The organism is Acinetobacter sp. ANC 5045 (genome assembly GCF_004331005.1).
In the GTDB taxonomy this organism is placed as follows: domain Bacteria; phylum Pseudomonadota; class Gammaproteobacteria; order Pseudomonadales; family Moraxellaceae; genus Acinetobacter; species Acinetobacter towneri.
The window spans coordinates 73,370-92,762 of the sequence record NZ_SJNS01000002.1 but is presented as its reverse complement, the minus strand read 5'-3'; the positions used below and the strand labels follow the sequence as shown (position 1 = coordinate 92,762).

Below are 19,393 nucleotides of genomic sequence, written 5' to 3'. Positions count from 1 at the left end.
TAGAATCCGGAGGATGAAACAACCATGAATTTATCTAGCAGCGATGCGCGAGAAATTTTTTGGTTAGCCCGTTATTTAACCCGTATTCAATATGTATGTCAGCAATTTCCGTTTAAACAAAATGATGCTGCTTTGACTTATGCACATGCCTTTTGTTTGCCTGCATTTGATGCAGCTTCTTTAAATGAATTGATTTTAAACGAAGAACAGCCTGCCTCATTTGCGATGCAGTTTGAGCAAACACGGACAAAAATTCAAAACTTGGCACAGGTTTTCTCTAAAGCCACTTATGTTGAATTACAGCAATGTATTCAAAATGCGTGCGATAACGCGAGTTATATTTGTGATGTAGTACAAGACTGTGAAGCATTATTAGATGCTGAACCACAGCAGATATATTTATTTTTCCAGTTGGGGCAAAAAATTGAACAATTAGACCGACAAATTCGGTTAAAACAATCGACTGAAAAGACTTTGTCGCAATTGGAAATGATTGTGCAATGCCTAAAAGATTTAGGTTGGACGTCGCTTGTAGATGCATGGCAACAACTGAAACAGCAACCCGATACCATGCATTTTTATCACTTTAGTGATCATATTCAGCACTTGCTTTCGGTGGATTAAGTCGTACTTGTCATATAAAACTGATCGGCAACAATGTTATTTATAAGCTCTGCGTAGCTAAAAAATAATGGAAGCCGAAGCTCCCATTAGGTCTAAAATTTATTGCTGGCATTGAGTAGCTGCCAAATTTTACAGATTTGACTCGTGCTGTACTTTCGGCTCGGTTACTTAGTCGCGTTCAACCGCAAGTGCAACCTCCATGCCACCGCCTACGCAAAGCGTTGCGATGCCTTTTTTCGCATCACGGCGTTGCATTTCGTGTAGTAACGTCACGAGGATACGGCAACCTGAAGCACCAATCGGGTGACCGAGGGCAATTGCGCCACCATTCACGTTTACTTTATCTAGGTCTAAGCCTAATTCTTTGGCAACACCTAGTGCTTGTGCGGCAAAGGCTTCGTTGGCTTCAATTAAATCGACCTGATCTAAGCTCCAGCCTGCTTTATTTAAGGTTTTCTTAACCGCTTCAACAGGGCCAAGACCCATAATTTCAGGCTCAATACCCGACATTGCATAGGCTTTAATACGTGCTAAAGGTTGTAGGCCTAATGCTGCAGCTTTGTCTGCGCTCATCATTAACACTGCTGCTGCACCATCGTTAATACCAGAAGCATTACCTGCGGTTACGCTGCCATCTTTTTTGAACGCAGGGCGCAATTTATTCAAGCTTTCAAGGGTGGTATTGGCTTTGATGTATTCATCTTCAGCAAATACAATTGGGTCGCCTTTACGCTGTGGAATGCTTACAGCTGCAATTTCATCTTTAAATTTACCAGCCGCTTGTGCTGCAGCCGCGCGTTGTTGTGAAGTCAGTGCCAATTGGTCTTGTTCTTCACGGTTTAAACCAAGCTTTTCTACAATATTTTCTGCAGTAATACCCATGTGATATTGGTTATAAGCATCGGTTAAACCATCAGCCACCATACTGTCGATCAACTGGGCATTCCCCATTTTTTGACCGTTACGCAACTGCATATAGTGTGCGCTTTGTGACATTGATTCTTGACCACCAGCAACTACAATTTCTGCTTCATCACACTGAATCGCTTGTGCAGCCAAATGTACGGCACGTAATCCCGAACCACACACCACGTTTAGCGTTGATGCAGGCACTTGTACAGGAATACCTGCAGCAATTGCGGCTTGACGTGCAGGGTTTTGTCCTACACCTGTAGTGAGTACGTTACCCATAATCACCTGATCGACTTGTTCAGGCTGTACTTTAGCACTGTCTAAGACTGCACGAATTGCTGTTTGCCCCAATTGTGGTGCAGATAAAGAAGCGAGACTACCTAAAAAGCTACCAATTGCAGTACGTTTTGCAGCAACAATGACAACATCTTTCATTTTATATCCTTAAATTTTATGTTTACGTTTCTGTGGATGCACATGATATATAGCATGTGCATTGCTGTTGTTATATGACTGATTAAAATAAATTTACCAAAACATAGCGACCTGGTGCTGCTTCTATCATTGGATATTGCGCATTACCTAAGGCGCGGGCAGGGACTTGTTCGCCTGCATACGGTGTGACCCAAGCCTGCCAGCGTAGCCACCAAGATTCAGGATGATACTCTGCACCATCAAGCCATTGCTTGGTATTTTCAAACTTGGCAGTATTGGTATAGCAACCGTATTTATTACGACTTGGCGGATTCACAATGCCTGCCACGTGTCCAGATTCACCAAGTACCAGTGTAGATTCACTACCTAAGTAATCTGCACCACGGAAGCAGGTATCCCAAAGCGCGATATGATCTTCCTGCGTAGCAATAAAGAAGCTTGGAGTTTTGACACGAGAAAGGTTGAGTCCAACACCGTTCACTTTTACTGCATTTGGTGAAATCAATTCATTATTCAAATACAAATTACGCAATAAGAAATTATGAATTTTGGCAGGAATATTGGTGCCGTCGCTGTTCCAATACAAAATATCGAAATCTGAAGGCTCTTTGCCTTTTAAATAGTTCTCGATGTAGTAGTTCCAGTACAGGGTATTTTCACGTAACAAACTGAACGTGACTGCCAACTGGCGACCATCAAAATAACCCAATTGATTATTTAAGGTTTCTAAACCACTAATCACAGGTTCATTAATAAATACGCCTAAGCTGCCTGGGTTTTCAAAGTCGATAATGGTTGCCATATACGTGGCAGATTTCACATGACTTTTCAGGCGTTTTGCCAGGTAATAAGCCTGCGTTGCAGCAAGTAAAGTACCACCAATACAATAGCCGATACAGTTGGCTTCTTTTTCGCCTGTAATTTCTTCAATAACACGCAAAGCTTCAACTGCACCTGCGGTAATCAGATCTGCGAAAGTGAGTTCTTTTTGTTCAGCATTTGGGTTACGCCAAGACATTAAAAAGACCGTATGACCTTGCTGACGTAACCAGTTCACCAACGAGTTTTGTTCGCGTAAATCCAGCACATAATATTTATTAATAAATGGCGGCACGATTAGAATCGGAGTTTGATATACATTTTCTGTGGTTGCTTCATATTGCAACAACTGGAAAATTTCATTTTCAAATACCACTGCACCTGGCGTGTAGGCTAAATCTTTACCCAAGCTAAAAGAGTCACTATTGACCATGCGAATAGATAAATATTTTCCGCTATTGACCACATCATCATGGAAAATTTGCATGCCACGGACAAGGTTTTCACCTTGTTCGGTAATGGTTTGCTGAATCACTTCAGGGTTAGTCCAAAGAAAATTGCTTGGTGATAAAGCATTAATCATTTGGCGGGTAAAAAAGTGAAGGCGGTAACGCACTTTGTCTGGAATGCCTTCTACGACATCCACCATATTTTGTACCAGTTGGCTAAACAACAAATATGACTGCGATAACAGGTCAAAATTGGGTTGTTCTTGCCATAATGGGCTGTTAAAACGACGATCACCACTTTCAGGTTGAATGAATGGTTCGATGTCTTTTGCCACACTGCGCATCATCACATTTTGGTAGATTTGCATTTGACCTTGCCACCAGCTCCATTGCATTTCCATCAAGCGTGCTGGATTTTTAGACAAAGCTTCAAAGAACATCGACATATCTTCTTTGTTGAGCTGTGTTAAGGCGTCATTAATAGGGCTTTGCCCATAATAAAATTCTTGTAGTTTTTTCCAGATATCATCGTGGCTAGAGAAAAATTGTAATATATTTTCTTTGAATTGAAATGAGTTCTGTTTCATTTCATCGCTCCATGGCACATGGCTTTTAGCAATCAAATTGAGTGCAAGGCTGAAACTAAAACGGGGAAATTTTCACACTTCCCCGTAACATTCGTCCTGATAACGCATGGTTTTCAGAGCAGTGTTTATTTGTTATTTGGCATTGAATCGCTGACTAACTTTTCAAATTCAGCTTTGAATTCTGAAGTCAGTGTTGCTAATTTTTTGCCATCTTCAATCATTTGCTGACTGAGTTTGTTCATGGTTTCTAATTGCTTCGTGGTGCAGTTCACCATGCTTTGCATGTCTTTCACTTCGCTATTGGCAAACATTTGTGCTAAACCAATGTTGGCATAGTTGCGTGCTGCTTCTAATTGTAAGTTGGTTAAGTCAGCAAAATTTTTTGCAACTAAACTGTTGAATTTGGTGTACGGTTCAAACACGTTTTTGTATTGAGCATTCATGTTTGAAAATAAGTCGCCGTATAGCATGGGTGTCACTCCAGTAAATAAACTTGTAGATTCAAATGAGGTGTTACACGCTTAGTGCATGTATAAGCCGCCGTTGATTGATAAGGTTTCGCCTGTTACGTATGCAGCATGATCACTCACTAAATACATAACTGCTGCCGCAATTTCGGTAGGGGCGGCAAGACGTTGCAGAGGAATTTGTGCTTCAATGCTTTTAATTACTTCTTCGCGCATGGCTGTGACCATCGGGGTTGCGGTATAACCTGGTGCAACGACGTTCACGCAGATATTTGAACGTGCGCCTTCTTGCGCCAAAGCTTTGCTAAAGCCGATGATGCCTGCCTTAGTTGCAGAGTAGTTGGCTTGACCAAATTGACCTTTTAAACCGTTCACCGAACTAATGTTAACAATCCGACCAGATTTTTGTTCTAACATTTTGTTAAATACAGGCTGAGTCACTGTAAAAAGTGTTTTTAAATTGGTATCAATCACTTCAGACCACTGCGTATAGCTCATTTTTTTGAAAGTCGCATCGCGGGTAATACCTGCATTGTTGACCAACACATCTACACGACCTTCAGCATCAATCGCTTCTTGAATGGCTGCTGTAGCCGCTTCATGCTCATTTAAGTTGGTTAAAACAAAGCGCACATCGCTTTCTGTAAAGCCTTTGCTTTCAAGCCATTGTTTTTCGCGATCTTCTTCTCTTGGTACAACCGTTGCAATAATTTTATAGCCTGCTGTAACCAGTTGATGGCAAATCTCACTGCCAATACCACCTAATGCACCCGTCACTAAAGCTACTTTTTGTTCAGACATATTCTTTTCCTAAGCAGAATAAGGTTATAAAAATTAAGGAGTTTTTCCTCTTTATTCTTGTTTAGAAATTAAGCGTTTTATATTTCAAAGAGGCTGCAGTTTGATGATGCTTTGAAGTCAAAAGTAAACAAATATTGGTAATAGATTATTTTCTTATCATGTGGATGCTTTTATAAATGGCTTAAATAGTCGTGAAGTCATTGATTCATCGTAGCGCGCAGCACAAACTTCTGAGAACTGGTGAAATGTGATTAATCCATGAATTTGAAGCGATGTGGCAGTTTAAAGACAGTGCGCGAGCATATTGTTTTTTCTTGAGATTTTGAGTGTGATTTTCAGCTAAATATTTGGATGACTGTAAAGCGCTAAATGCAAATGTGGGTGACCACAAATTTTTATCAATATGAATGGAAATAAAGTGAATTTAAGAAAATAAAAAGCGAAAAGAAAAATATAAGAAAGAAAAAGAGAATGGCTTAGACGATTGCATGCAGCAAAACTGCTACATGCAACAGATCGAAAAAAGAAAGTTAAATGCTGGTTGCCTTGCGCTGTGGGCGAGGGCTTAAACGACACAACAACTCATAGCCAATCGTACCATTGGCTGTGGCAACATCATCCACCAAACGGTGTTTGCCCCATAGTTCAACTTGTGTGCCTAATTCAACGTCTAAACCTGTGACATCAATGGCAATCATATCCATAGACACACGACCAAGCACAGGCGTTAATTTTGCACCAATCGCAACAAAATTTGGCTGAACAAATGTACGTGGATAACCATCGCCATAGCCAATTGAAACAATCGCAATTTGCATGGCTTGTTCTGCAGTAAAGGTTGAACCGTAGCCGACGTGTTCGCCTGCATCAATTTCATTTAGTGCGATCACTTCTGCGCTTAAAGTCATCACAGGCTTTAAGTCGAGTGTATGCACATTATGTGCGGCAAAAGGCGTTGCACCGTAAAGCATAATGCCTGGGCGTACATAATCAAAATGCAATTCGGGATAACGATAGATTGCAGCAGAGTTGCAGCAAGAAGCAAGAATAGGGCTGCAATTGTCTTTGACATGCAAAAATTGTGCGACTTGTTGATCATTCAAAGCATGGTCGCCATCGGCATTGGCAAAATGCATGGTCAACACACAGGTAAAACCTTCGGCTTTGAGCATGTGAATCACATCAATAATTTCAGGAATTTTAAAACCTAAACGATTCATGCCGCTGTTGAGTTTGACCCAGACTTTTAAGCCTTGTGCGATATAATCAGCTTTATGTTGTAGTAGCCAATCGAGCTGTGCTTGATGATGCACTACACATTCCAATTTGTGTGCCAACACACTTTGCATTTCATCGGCAGAAAAAACACCTTCAATCAGGGTGATGGGCTGCGTATATCCCAATTCACGAATTTCTAAGGCTTCTTCAACGCAAGCGACACCAAAGGCATCGCTGTCTTTTAAAGCTGCTAAGCAGTCTTTTACACCATGTCCGTAAGCATTGGCCTTGACCATGCTAACAATTTTTGCTGTTGGGGCAAGTTGTTTGACACGGTTTAAATTATATTGCAGTGCCTGACTGTCAATATAAACTGTTGCTTGGCGCACCCTAAATACTCCTTGGGAATGACAATTGGTAATTTGTGTTAGATACACTGTGGAGTGATAAATAAATACTAAAAATAGTTCTATTTAAAAATATTCACTATTGTAGACCTATCAACCTCAAATAGACATGAACATTTAAGTTTTTGATCATAAATTAACTTAAGATCGAAAAATCTATTAGGTTATTGATTGCAAATAATTTGTAAAAGTTTCAGGCTTTATTTTTCATATAAAACTATACGTTCTAAAAGCTATTATGGCGTTAGATGCTCTCACTTAGGAAAATTCTGAACTGTACGAGTTATGGCAAGACTCAGAAGATTGTGGAGAGTGGGTTCGTAATTTAAATGAACTCAAAGAGAGATTAAACAATGCATTTTAAACTTGGATATGTTGAATAAATGATGAAAATATTTTGTTATCTGGGATGGAGTACTTTATTTTTTTGTCAGTCAGTTATGGCTTGTATGCCACATTCACCCAATGACGTTTTTATTGCCCGTTACCAAGGTTCACTGGCAGTACAGGAGAGTTCAGACTTCATTTTTGAACTCAGTTCAGGTCAATTTATTTTTCGCTCAATACTAGATGAGGTTAAATATAAAAAGCCTACTCAATGGTACAGTGGATTTTCAGGTAAAAGTACAGCTAAAAACCAATTAATTATTGGTTTAGCTTATGCACCAGATGGTGCTAAACCCCAGCAATATCAAGTAGTTTCATTTGCAACATTAAACTGTAAGAATGACCAGCTTGTTTTATCTAAACCGATTGTCCCATTTTTAGCTTGGAATAAGCAGACCTCAAATTGTTCTACAGTCGATAGATCAGAGGTTGGGATTTTAGATGGTTTTATAGACTATGATCAGACACATTATTTGGCGCAACTGCAACAAAAGTATCCGACATGCAAGCAATTAAATAAAGCATTTCCATCACTTGAAATGGAAGAAAATAGTCAAGATTATAATTTACTCTCAAGTTGGAAACTATGGTGGGCAAAGTTAATAAGTCAGATTAAAACATGGTTTTAATAAAAAAGAGCAATGCAAGCATTACTCTTCATCATCATACTGAGCATAATACTCAGGAGATAAGTTACTAAAACGCGTATATTGCCCTTCAAAAGCAAGACGTACCGTACCAATTGGGCCGTTACGCTGTTTACCAATAATAATTTCGGCAGTACCTGCTTCTTTAGATTCTTTATTGTAAACTTCGTCGCGGTAAATAAACATGATTAAATCCGCATCCTGCTCAATTGCACCAGATTCACGCAAGTCAGACATCACAGGGCGTTTATTAGGTCGGTTCTCTAATGAGCGGTTGAGCTGTGACAAAGCAATCACAGGGCAGTTCATCTCTTTGGCCAAGGCTTTTAAGCTACGTGAAATTTCTGAGATTTCGCCGACACGGTTATCGCCCATGCCTGGAACTTTCATTAACTGCAAGTAATCGACCATGATGCAGCCAATTTTACCGCCATGTTGTTTGGCAATGCGTCGTGCACGTGCACGTACTTCCGTAGGTGGTAGGGCAGATGAGTCATCAATATACAAATGCTTTTCTTGCAGTTGTAAAATCGTGCCTGTGACTTTTGACCATTCATCGCCACTGAGTTTACCTGAACGTAAGTTCCCTTGATGCACTTTGCCGTATGCAGAAATCAAACGCATTGCAATTGAGTCTGCAGGCATTTCCATAGAGTAGACAAGGGCAGGTAAGTCATTGTTAAACAAAACACTTTCAACCAAATTCATGGCAAAGGTGGTTTTACCCATAGATGGACGCGCAGCGACAATAATCAAATCACCCGCTTGCATGCCCGAAGTTTTATTATCTAACTCCACAAAGCCTGTGGTTAAACCTGTAATATTGCCTTCCATTTTAGAAAGTTCATCAAGTTTATCGAATACATCGGCAACCACACTCGAAATGGCTTTTGGGCCTTGTGCTTTGGCATTGTTATTGTGTTGTTCGGCAATTTGGAAAATATTAGTTTCAGCCAAATCTAAAATCTCACTTACACTACGCCCTTTGGTGTCATAGGCATTTTGTAAAATTTCAGAACTGACTTTAATCATGTTTCTGAGGGTTGAGAATTCTTTAATTTTCGTGGCATAGGTTTCTAGGTTATAAAAACTAGAAGGTGAGTCTGCCATGAGCTGCATTAAATATTCTTCACCGCCCGCAGCTTCGAGTAAATTTTGTTTAATCAGCCAGTCATTCACCAAAACAGCATCATAAGGTGAGTTTTCTTTAGATAAAGAATCAATAGCGCGGAAAATATATTTGTGGCGTGTCGCGTAAAAATCAGATTCTTGTAATACATCACCCACTTGTTCAAAAGATTCGGCTACAGTCATCAACGCAGCCAAAACAGCTTGTTCGATGGCTAAGTTATGCGGTGGGGTACGAAACTCTTTAAGCGGGCTGTTCTCATTTGGTTTTAGATCAGACTTTGCAGTATGTTGCTTTGCGCTAGCAGTCGCCTGTGACATATAAATCCCTGATTTTTAAAACAGTAAATGCTGAATAATGCACGGGGGATAGAACTTGAAACTCATATTCTTTCCACTTCCCGATGATACGCCCTCTAGAAAAAAAAGCGAGTAGATTTTGGTGAAGGATAAGTCAAAGCGTATAGATCGATTTAGGAAAATTGTACTAACTGTATATTCTAAAGACAAAAAAAGAGCATGCGATTAGGCATGCTCTTTTCTTTTGCAGAAAATTACTCAGATACGATAGTAACGAGAACTTCAGCAACAACATCATGGTGCAATTGGATTGCGATGTTGAATTCACCAGTGTGACGAAGCGCACCGTTTGGTAAACGAACTTCTGCACGGTCAACTTCAAGACCAGCATTCGTTAACGCGTCAGCGATGTCACGAGTACCGATAGAACCGAAAAGTTTACCTTCATCACCAGCTTTAGCAGTGATTACGATGTTAACTTCGTTCAATTGGTCAGCACGTGCTTGAGCAGCAGCTAAAATTTCAGCTTCTTGCTTCTCAAGTTCAGCACGACGAGCTTCAAATGCTGCAGTGTTTGCTTCAGTTGCAGCAACTGCTTTACCTTGAGGGATCAAGTAGTTACGGCCGTAACCAGCTTTAACTGAAACTTTATCGCCTAATTTACCAAGGTTCTTAATGCGTTGTAATAAGATAATATCCACAGCTCAACCTCACTTATGATTGTCAGTGTAAGGGATCAACGCTAAGTAGCGAGCTTGTTTAATAGCAAGCGCTAATTGACGTTGGTAACGAGCTTTAGTACCTGTAATACGGCTAGGAACAATCTTGCCATTTTCAGTGATGTACTGTTTTAGTGTATCGATATCTTTGTAGTCGATGTACGTAACGTTCTCAGCTGTAAAGCGGCAGAACTTGCGACGACGGTAAAAACGTGCCATTGATGTTCTCCTTAAGCTTCAGCAGAGTCTTGGTTAGCGTGTTGTGCTTCTTCACGTTGAGCTTTACGCGCACGTTTTTCTTCAGCACTCTTAGCCAATAATGACTCTTCAGTGATAGCGTTTTCACGACGGATGATCAAGCTACGAAGGATCGCGTCGTTATAACGGAACAATTCTTCTAACTCGTCAAGCGTAGTTTGACCACATTCAACGTTCATAAGAATGTAGTGCGCTTTGTGAATTTTGTTAATTGGGTAAGCCAATTGACGACGGCCCCAATCTTCTAAACGGTGAATTTGACCTTCAGCTTCTTTGATGTGAGTTAGGTAACGTTCTACCATACCCACAACTTGATCGCTTTGGTCTGGGTGTACCAAAAGTACGATTTCGTAGTGACGCATTGTCAGCTCCTTACGGTTTATGCAGCCCCTGACTAAATTGAGCCAGAAGCAAGGAGTCACAACCGAAGTTGTGTCGCAAAATTGCGAAGCGTGAATTTTAGAGCTTTTACCAAGTAAATACAAGGCTTGGTCTAAGAAAAGATCGGCTTGGGTAAAAAGGGAATGTAATATTTTGCATCTATGATTGGAATTTAAATTTTATACTTTGTATTTGTATGTCACTAACTTTTAGAGTGTTTAATTCGAAAATTATTAAGGACGAATAAATCAAAGACAGATAAATTGTTATTATTTAAATATTGAAGTGTGGAGAGGGTAGGCACTCCATTAAAAGATAGAGCTAAACTCTATCTTTTAAAAAAGTATGATTTGCGTGCTTGGTGCGGTTGCTGTAAAGCTAAAACATAAACTCACAACAGTAATTAAAATAACCGAAAATAGGAAAAAGCGTTTTGCCCATAATTGATCATTTTCTGCTTTGAAGCCAATGACGCCAATATAGAACCAATAAATACAAAGTGCATTCAAAATAACCAGATATAGCCAGTTTGCATAACCAAATACAAACAGTCCATTCATGGCAACGGTAAATAACACCACATAAATTAGTGATTCAATTTTCGTTCGTAAAATTGAACGAGCAACTGGCAAAATTGGAATCCCCGCATTTTTGTAATCATCAAAACGGTAAATTGCAATCGCCCAAGAGTGGGGCATTTGCCAAAGTGCATAACCTAAAAAGATAAGTAGTGCAGCTAAGTCAAATTGATTTGCAACAGCGGTATAACCAATGACAGGTGGGCTTGCGCCTGAAATACTGCCAATAATGGTTTGATGAATTGTTGTGCGTTTGGTCCATAGACTGTAAAAGCCGACATAAACCACGAAACCAATCAGTGCAAAAAGAAAAGCGTATGCGTTAACTCCAAACCATAAAATGCTAAAACCAATTATGCCCAATACCACTGAATAAATCAGCGCAATAGGAACAGAAACAGTTTTTTTCACTAAAGCACGGTTTTGTGTGCGTTGCATTTTTTGGTCGATGTCTTGGTCAATAATATTGTTGACCACACATCCTGAGGCGACAACAAGCGTTGTACCAAGCAGAGTAAGCAGTAGGAGAAGGAAATCTACAGAACCTTGGGCAGCTACAAAGTAGCCACCCAAAGTGGTAATAAAATTACCAAAGAGAATTCCTGGCTTTGTCAGGAATAAATACTTTTTCAGCATGACAACCAGTTTAGATCATCATGTTGTAGTGTAGGTAGTTCATGATCCATACAGAACCAACCAAAAGGATGGCAATGGTCAGAATGGTATACACGAATGCAATCACGTTCCAACGTTGCTCTGAAGAAGAATTCATATGCAAGAAATAAATTAATTGAATAAGAATCTGAGCAACTGCTGTAATCGAAATAACAGTAATCAAAATACCACGGCCAAAACCACCTGCCATAACCATACCAAAAGGAATAATGGTAAGGATAACAGAAAGGATAAAGCCAATCGTATATTGCTTAGTGTTACCGTGTGATGCACCAGCAGAGTTGTGATCGTGACTCATTAGAGAACTCCCATCAAGTAAACTACGCTGAATACACAGATCCAAACGATGTCAAGGAAGTGCCAGAACAAGCTTAGGCAAGCTAAACGACGCATGTTCGGAATAGTCAAACCATATTTCTTGATTTGAACCATTAACACGATCATCCAAACTAAACCTGAAGTTACGTGAATACCGTGCGTACCAACCAAAGTAAAGAACGCAGATAAGAACGCACTCGCACTTGGACCATGTCCAGCGTGAACTAAATGGTTGAACTCATAAAGTTCCATACCAATAAAGATCGCACCGAAAACCCAAGTCACGCCTAACCAAGTTAGAACTTTAGCAACATCTTTCTTGTAAGCAGCTAAAACGGCAAAACCGAAAGTTACAGAAGAAATCAACAGGGCAAAAGTTTCTGTTAAAACGAAGCCTAATGACTCGCCAAACAAATCTTTAGCTGTTGGAGTGCCTACTGGAACGTGGCTACTTAATACAGCGAACGCGATGAAAAGTGTACCAAAAATTACAAGGTCACTCATCAAGTAGGTCCAGAAACCAAAGACGGTGATGTCTGTATCATCGTGGTGATGATCATCATGTCCGTGGTTGTCGTGATGAAGTACTTCAGCCATGTCTTAGTCCTTCTTCAAGTGTTTTTCAAGGATCGCATAGCGTTCGTTTTCAATACGCTCAACTTCAGCAGCAGGAACATAGTAGTCCACTTTCTTCGTGAAAGAACTCACGATGAAGCTGATGATTGCCGCAATGAACGTAACGATTGCTAGCCACCAAATATGCCAGATTAATGCGAAGCCCATAGTTGTAATAAACATTGCAATTATGAAGCCAGCTGCACGGTTAGTTGGCATATGGACATCTTCATACTTAGTTGGACGAGCGTATGCAACACCATTTTCTTTGTCAGTCCAGAAAGTATCAATACCATTGATCTTTGGAAGGTGAGCAAAGTTATAGAACGGTGCTGGAGAAGAAGTAGCCCACTCAAGCGTACGGCCATCCCATGGATCTCCAGTAAGGTCTAAGCGTTGGTTGCGTTGTAGGAAGCCAACCACAATCTGCATAACGAAGCAGAATAGACCAATAGCAATTAACACAGAACCGAAGAACGCAATTGCCAAGTATGGATCCCATTCTGGGTTGTCATATGTATTCAAACGACGAGTCATACCCATGAAACCAAGGATATAAAGTGGCATGAATGCAAAGTAGAAACCGAAGAACCAGAACCAGAATGCTGCTTTACCCCAAGTTTCATTGAGTCTCCAACCAAACATTTTTGGCCAGTAGTAAATGATACCTGCGAACATCGCGAATACTACACCACCAATAATTACGTTATGGAAGTGAGCAATTAGGAATAAAGAGTTGTGTACAAGGAAGTCCGCTGGTGGAACTGCCATTAATACACCTGTTAAACCACCGATACCAAAAGTCACAAGGAAGCCAAGTGTCCAAAGCATTGGGGTAGTGTAGGTAATACGACCCTTGTACATGGTGAATAACCAAGAGAAGATTTTCACACCAGTAGGAATCGCAATAATCATGGTCATGATACCGAAGAACGCGTTAACGTTGGCACCTGCACCCATGGTAAAGAAGTGGTGAACCCATACAACAAGTGATAACACACCAATTGCAACAGTTGCGTACACCATTGATTTGTAACCGAACAATGTTTTGCGAGCAAAAGTCGCAGTTACTTCTGAGTAAATACCAAATGCTGGTAATACTAAGATATAAACTTCTGGGTGACCCCATGTCCAAATCAAGTTTACATACAACATTGGGCTACCACCCATGTCGTTCGTAAAGAAGTGGAAACCGAAGTAACGGTCAAGCGTTAACATTGCAATTGTCGCAGTTAAAACTGGGAATGTTGCAATGATAAGTACCGCAGTAACTAATGTTGTCCAAGTGAAAACAGGCATGTCCATAAGTTTCATGCCAGGCGCACGCATTTTGATGATGGTAACGAAGAAGTTAACACCAGTAAGAAGCGTACCTAGACCAGAAACCTGAAGTGCCCAAATATAGTAGTCAACACCAACACCTGGAGAATATTCGATACCAGATAGAGGAGGATAAGCCATCCAACCTGTAGCAGCGAATTCACCTAATGCAAGTGAAACCATCATTAAACCTGCAGCACCAGCGAATAACCAGAAGCTTAAAGAGTTTAATAACGGGAAGGCTACGTCACGAGCACCAATCTGTAATGGTACAGAGATGTTCATTAAGCCAACAACAAGACCCATTGCCACGAAGAAGATCATGATCACACCGTGTGCGGTGAAAATCTGGTCATAGTGTTCTGGGTGTAAATAGCCTTCACCACCACCTTTCGCAAGGAACTGTTGAAGACGCATCATGATCGCATCTGCGAAGCCACGAAGTAACATGACTACAGATACAAAGATATACATGATACCAATTTTTTTATGGTCTACAGATGTGAACCATTCGTTCCACAAGTAGCCCCATTTTTTGAAGTAGGTAATACCAGCAATCGCTGCAAGACCACCTAAGATCATCGCTGCAACAGTTACCAATACGATTGGATCGTAAGGAATTGCATCTGGACCTAACTTACCTAATAAGCTCATGTCTTATTCCCCTTGAGAAGCAGTCGCATGTTCAACTGCTACATGAGTTTCAGAAGCAGGCGCTTCACCAGCCACTACAGGAGCTGAATGGTCAGCACCATGGTAGTTACTCATATAGTTATTGATCACTGATTCAAACAAGCCTTGCTCAACAGAAGAGTAATAAGTCACAGGATGTGGCTGAGTCTTATATGGACCTTCTTTTAAAGCCGTTGCAGCAAGTTTTTTCTCTAATTCAGTTTTGGCGTTACGAACCATTGCATCAATTTGTTTCTGTGAACGGTTACCGTCACGTAAAGAAGCAAATTCAGCTTGATCTAAAACTGTTTTTTGAACAGCTTGAGGATTGATAGTCGTACCTTGACCTGCTTTAACAGCTGTTACCCATTGCTCAAAATCAGCTTGAGTTACAGAGTGAGCTTTAAAGCGCATTTGCGAGAAACCATAACCTGAGTAGTTAGATGAGAAACCACGGAATTCGCCCGTGTTGTCTGCTAAAACGTTCAAGTGAGTTTGCATACCCGCCATTGCATAAATCTGACCAGATAATGCAGGGATAAAGAACGAGTTCATTGTGAAGTTAGATGTTAAACGTAAGCTTACAGGCGTTTGCTCTGGGAAGCGTAATTCGTTAACAGTAGCAATGTTCTGTTCTGGGTAGATGAAGATCCATTTAAATTGTTCAGCAATAACTTGAACAGTTAAAGGAGCTTTTTCGGATTCTAGCGGACGGTAAGGGTCGTACTTGTGGGAACCCCACCAAGTTAACCAAGCTAAAATACAAATAATAATAACAGGTATACCCCATACTACAATTTCAATTGCAGTAGAGTGTGACCATGTTGGTTGATAGTCTGCGTCTTTATTCGATGCGCGATATTTCCAACCGAACCACAATGCCATAATTGCAGATGGAATAACCACCAATAGCATTAGGTAAATCGCAGTCATCATCAGGTTACTTTGACCTGCTGCAACTGGACCTTTTGAGTTCAGAAGTACTAAATCACCGCCACACCCAGTTAAGAGTGCAGCCATCGTAGATAAAGACAATACAGCTAAAATCGTTTGTCTCATTTTACAACCTCGGTGAAGAGTCCCATTCCCTAATTTAATATGGGATAGCGATTAAAGTGTCGCATGATTAAAAAGACATCAAAAAAGATGAAAAAGTCTTCTTAATCATCGGACACCGCTACGTTGTAGGGCATTATGCCTGATATCGACAAACTAAGCTACACATAAAGCGGCTTTAAGTGGAGGGAATAAAAACCAATTTTTATACTCGGAATTATTTGTGTTAATTTTAATTTATTTATATTTATCAATATTATAAGAAAAAAGGGATGATCAATCATCCCTGAATAAATAAAAATCAAATTATTGCTTTACGACTTTGGTTTTGGCGAGTTTATCGTGCAAAGCCTGTCGTTTTGCACCAAATGCAAAGCCATAATCTAAAATTGTGATGAAGGGCATAAACATCATATTCAAAATAATGAAAATGATAGAGCGAATAGTAAACACACGCATTAGGCTGACTTTTTCATCGGTTTCAGCATCGACAATCTTAATTTTAGTCAGACGTTTGCCAATACTTTGTCCAGTTTTAGCCAGCAGGAAGGCTTGTATGCCCAGCATAATCAATAAATAAATTGCCACCGCTTGCCAAGCTTGCATTGGAATGAGCTGAAAGAGTTCAGTTTGCAATTGCATGGCTTGATCAGACGTTGTCGCTGCCTGCATTTTTTGTTGTAAACCAGACAATTGTTCAAACTGGTCCGCATTTAAGAAAAAAGAGGGAAGTGCTGCTGCAGGCAACCATAACAACATGTCTATAATTTTGGCTAAAGCACGTTGGTTAATGCTCGCCAATTCATTTTTTGTTGCCTGTGTTCTGGAGTTTGACGATGCTGAGCTTGGTCGTGATGTGTTTGTAGCCGTGTAATCTGTATTTTGAAAAGGTGAATGTTCAGGGGCAGGTGGTGTGCTGACGTAGCCTTGTGGTTCATATACAAGTTTACCTTGGGTGAGTTCACCTAAAGCTTTCCATTCGCTCATGCCTTGGTGCCAAGCCAAATCTGTCAGCAACACTTGTTGGCTGGCGAGCATTTGGTTGAGCTGCTCTAAGGTGTATGGCCCAGCTTGTTGATTATTTCGTGCCAAGTAAATTTGCATAAATATAAAATCTCAAAAAATGAATTTGAAAAAAAACCCACGCAGGTGCATGGGTTTTCTTTTAACACGTTTTACTATGCTTGTTGAGCTTTTTCTTCAGAAAGGAAGAACCAAGTGTCTAAAACTGAGTCTGGGTTTAAAGATACAGATTCAATACCTTGTTCCATTAACCAACGTGCAAGGTCAGGGTGATCTGAAGGGCCTTGACCACAGATACCGACATATTTACCTGCTTTACGGCATGCGTGAATTGCCATAGAAAGTAATGCTTTCACTGCAGGGTCACGTTCATCGAACAGGTGAGAAACAATGCCTGAGTCACGGTCTAAACCAAGTGTTAACTGAGTTAAGTCATTTGAGCCGATAGAGAAACCATCGAAATGCTCAAGGAATTGTTCAGCCAACAATGCGTTGGTTGGTAATTCACACATCATGATCACTTTCAGACCATTTTCACCACGTTTTAAACCATTCAGCGCAAGCAATTCGATCACACGTTTTGCTTCAGCAACGGTACGTACAAATGGAATCATAATTTGTACGTTGGTTAAGCCCATTTCGTCACGTACTTTTTTCAAGGCACGACATTCAAGCTCGAAGCAGTCACGGAAATTGTCAGACACATAACGACTTGCACCACGGAAGCCCAACATTGGGTTTTCTTCTTCTGGCTCATATAACTTACCACCAATTAAGTTTGCGTATTCGTTTGATTTGAAGTCAGACATACGCACAATCACTGGTTTGTCAGCGAATGCAGCAGCAAGGGTAGAAATACCTTCAACCAATTTTTCTACATAGAATTCGATTGGCGATGAATAGCCCGCAGTACGCGCCATAACTGCTGCACGTGTTTCACGTGGTAAGCTGTCAATATTAAGCAATGCTTTAGGATGCACACCAATCATACGGTTGATGATGAATTCTAAACGTGCAAGACCAATCCCTTCGTTTGGAATTTGAGCAAAGTCAAATGCGCGGTCTGGGTTACCAACGTTCATCATGATTTTGAACGGAAGTTTAGGCATAGATTCGATTGAGTTCTTTTGAACTTCAAAATCTAAAGCACCTTCATAAATGAAACCTGTGTCGCCTTCGGCGCAAGAAACTGTAACTTCCTGACCATCAGTCAAAACTTCAGTTGCATTACCACAACCTACAATTGCAGGTACGCCTAATTCACGGGCAATAATTGCAGCGTGACAAGTACGACCACCGCGGTTAGTGACAATTGCAGCAGCACGTTTCATCACTGGTTCCCAGTCTGGATCAGTCATGTCTGAAACAAGAACGTCACCTTCCTGAACTTTGTCCATTTCTTTAATAGACGTTACAACGCGGACTCTACCAGAACCGATACGCTGACCAATTGAACGACCTTCACAAATGACCGTACCTTTTTGTTTCAATAGGTAGCGTTCCATAGTACCGACGTTTTCACGGCTTTTTACAGTTTCAGGACGTGCTTGAACGATGTAGATTTGACCGTCATCACCATCTTTTGCCCATTCAATATCCATAGGCGCTTGATAATGTTCTTCAATAATTAACGCTTGTTTCGCTAATTCTTGCAGTTCGTGATCATTTAAAGAGAACTGTTGGCGATCTTGTTTTTCAACATCGACCACAACTACAGATTTACCAGCCGCGCCTTCTTCACCATAAATCATTTTTTGGTGTTTAGAGCCAAGGTTACGACGTAAAACTGAGTGTTTGCCTGCTTTTAATAAAGGCTTAGAAATATAGAATTCATCTGGGTTAACTGCACCCTGAACCACCATTTCACCCAAACCATAAGAAGCAGTAATGAATACAGCATCACGGAAACCAGATTCTGTATCTAGGGTAAACATTACACCAGCAGCGCCAGTTTCTGAACGTACCATACGTTGTACGCCTGCAGACAAAGCAACGACATCGTGGTCAAAGTTTTGGTGTACACGGTAAGAAATCGCGCGGTCGTTGTACAAAGATGCAAAAACTTCTTTAATGGCAATTAATACGTTGTCAATGCCACGGATGTTTAGGAATGTTTCTTGCTGACCTGCGAAAGATGCGTCTGGTAGATCTTCTGCAGTTGCAGATGAACGAACGGCAACCGCGATGTTTGGGTTGCCGTTAGAGAGTGCTTCAAAAGCAACTCGGATTTCTTGTTCTAGTGATGCAGTAAGCGGAGTGTCGACAATCCATTGACGAATTTTTGCACCAGTTTCAGCAAGCGCATTCACGTCATCTACATTGAGTGTTTTTAGCTCTGCTTGAATTTTAGCGTTTAGGCCACTTTGCTCGAGAAATTCACGATAAGCAGCAGCTGTTGTTGCAAAGCCACCTGGTACCGATACACCAGCATTAGATAAGTGGCTGATCATTTCGCCCAAAGATGAGTTTTTCCCACCCACGAGCTCAACATCGTGTTTCCCTAATTTTTCCAGACCAATTACGCGCGCTTCCAAAGTTGTTACTCCACTTTTGCAGTATTAATCACTATCTTGTCATGAAATTATAATAAATCTACT

General features: G+C 40.6%; 18 protein-coding genes. 2 read left to right on the top strand and 16 right to left on the bottom strand.

Annotated features, from left to right (window positions below; translation table 11 throughout):
• The first annotated feature begins 24 nt into the window (after window positions 1-24).
• The gene (locus E0H79_RS03405; RefSeq protein ID WP_131260814.1) at window positions 25-624 is read left to right on the top strand and encodes a hypothetical protein; all 600 of its coding nucleotides are present in this window, start codon (window positions 25-27) and stop codon (window positions 622-624) included.
• A 168-nt stretch (window positions 625-792) separates the two neighbouring features.
• Here the strand turns inward: E0H79_RS03405 and E0H79_RS03400 are convergent, their stop codons facing one another.
• The 5 genes from E0H79_RS03400 to alr all read right to left on the bottom strand — a co-directional run bounded on the left by E0H79_RS03400 (window position 793) and on the right by alr (window position 6,701).
• On the bottom strand, window positions 793-1,971 hold the full coding sequence (locus E0H79_RS03400; protein ID WP_131260813.1) for an acetyl-CoA C-acetyltransferase: 1,179 nt from the start codon (window positions 1,969-1,971) through the stop codon (window positions 793-795).
• Window positions 1,972-2,053: 82 nt separating this feature from the next.
• Entirely contained in the window at window positions 2,054-3,826 is a 1,773-nt protein-coding gene (locus tag E0H79_RS03395; protein WP_131260812.1) for a class I poly(R)-hydroxyalkanoic acid synthase, read from the bottom strand.
• A 125-nt stretch (window positions 3,827-3,951) separates the two neighbouring features.
• A complete protein-coding gene (locus tag E0H79_RS03390) occupies window positions 3,952-4,296 on the bottom strand; it encodes a phasin family protein (RefSeq protein ID WP_131260811.1) in 345 nt (114 codons plus the stop codon).
• 51 nt (window positions 4,297-4,347) lie between these two features.
• The gene (locus E0H79_RS03385; RefSeq protein WP_131260810.1) at window positions 4,348-5,094 is read right to left on the bottom strand and encodes a beta-ketoacyl-ACP reductase; all 747 of its coding nucleotides are present in this window, start codon (window positions 5,092-5,094) and stop codon (window positions 4,348-4,350) included.
• A gap of 530 nt (window positions 5,095-5,624) precedes the next feature.
• Complete coding sequence (gene alr / locus E0H79_RS03380; RefSeq protein WP_004973145.1) at window positions 5,625-6,701, bottom strand: alanine racemase; 1,077 nt, start codon at window positions 6,699-6,701, stop codon at window positions 5,625-5,627.
• Between the two features lie 467 nt (window positions 6,702-7,168).
• On the opposite strand from alr, the gene E0H79_RS03375 reads away from it, so the two are divergent.
• Complete coding sequence (locus E0H79_RS03375) at window positions 7,169-7,735, top strand: hypothetical protein (RefSeq protein WP_026438364.1); 567 nt, start codon at window positions 7,169-7,171, stop codon at window positions 7,733-7,735.
• A 21-nt stretch (window positions 7,736-7,756) separates the two neighbouring features.
• On the opposite strand, the gene dnaB is transcribed toward E0H79_RS03375, so the two are convergent.
• From dnaB to ppsA, 11 genes are all read right to left on the bottom strand, one after another.
• The gene (gene dnaB / locus E0H79_RS03370; RefSeq protein WP_004973149.1) at window positions 7,757-9,202 is read right to left on the bottom strand and encodes a replicative DNA helicase; all 1,446 of its coding nucleotides are present in this window, start codon (window positions 9,200-9,202) and stop codon (window positions 7,757-7,759) included.
• Window positions 9,203-9,435: 233 nt separating this feature from the next.
• Window positions 9,436-9,882 carry a 50S ribosomal protein L9 gene (gene rplI / locus E0H79_RS03365; RefSeq protein WP_004973150.1) on the bottom strand — a complete coding sequence of 149 codons (447 nt, stop codon included), beginning with the start codon at window positions 9,880-9,882 and terminating at the stop codon, window positions 9,436-9,438.
• A 9-nt stretch (window positions 9,883-9,891) separates the two neighbouring features.
• The gene (gene rpsR / locus E0H79_RS03360; protein WP_004719336.1) at window positions 9,892-10,119 is read right to left on the bottom strand and encodes a 30S ribosomal protein S18; all 228 of its coding nucleotides are present in this window, start codon (window positions 10,117-10,119) and stop codon (window positions 9,892-9,894) included.
• An 11-nt stretch (window positions 10,120-10,130) separates the two neighbouring features.
• Window positions 10,131-10,520, bottom strand: a complete 390-nt coding sequence (rpsF, locus tag E0H79_RS03355; protein ID WP_004973153.1) for a 30S ribosomal protein S6 — start codon at window positions 10,518-10,520, stop codon at window positions 10,131-10,133.
• A 354-nt stretch (window positions 10,521-10,874) separates the two neighbouring features.
• A complete protein-coding gene (gene cyoE / locus E0H79_RS03350; RefSeq protein WP_004973155.1) occupies window positions 10,875-11,753 on the bottom strand; it encodes a heme o synthase in 879 nt (292 codons plus the stop codon).
• Between the two features lie 10 nt (window positions 11,754-11,763).
• On the bottom strand, window positions 11,764-12,090 hold the full coding sequence (locus tag E0H79_RS03345) for a cytochrome o ubiquinol oxidase subunit IV (protein WP_004973158.1): 327 nt from the start codon (window positions 12,088-12,090) through the stop codon (window positions 11,764-11,766).
• A complete protein-coding gene (gene cyoC, locus E0H79_RS03340) occupies window positions 12,090-12,707 on the bottom strand; it encodes a cytochrome o ubiquinol oxidase subunit III (RefSeq protein WP_004973159.1) in 618 nt (205 codons plus the stop codon). The genes E0H79_RS03345 and cyoC overlap by 1 nt, the downstream gene beginning before the upstream one ends.
• 3 nt (window positions 12,708-12,710) lie before the next feature.
• Window positions 12,711-14,699 (bottom strand): cytochrome o ubiquinol oxidase subunit I, encoded by a 1,989-nt coding sequence (gene cyoB / locus E0H79_RS03335; RefSeq protein ID WP_096900904.1) that lies wholly within the window; start codon window positions 14,697-14,699, stop codon window positions 12,711-12,713.
• Window positions 14,700-14,702: 3 nt separating this feature from the next.
• The gene (gene cyoA, locus E0H79_RS03330) at window positions 14,703-15,776 is read right to left on the bottom strand and encodes a ubiquinol oxidase subunit II (protein ID WP_004973169.1); all 1,074 of its coding nucleotides are present in this window, start codon (window positions 15,774-15,776) and stop codon (window positions 14,703-14,705) included.
• 303 nt (window positions 15,777-16,079) lie between these two features.
• Entirely contained in the window at window positions 16,080-16,877 is a 798-nt protein-coding gene (locus tag E0H79_RS03325) for an RDD family protein (RefSeq protein ID WP_004973172.1), read from the bottom strand.
• A gap of 74 nt (window positions 16,878-16,951) precedes the next feature.
• Window positions 16,952-19,330, bottom strand: coding sequence for a phosphoenolpyruvate synthase (gene ppsA / locus E0H79_RS03320; protein ID WP_004973175.1), 2,379 nt, complete (start codon window positions 19,328-19,330; stop codon window positions 16,952-16,954).
• Window positions 19,331-19,393 lie beyond the last annotated feature (63 nt).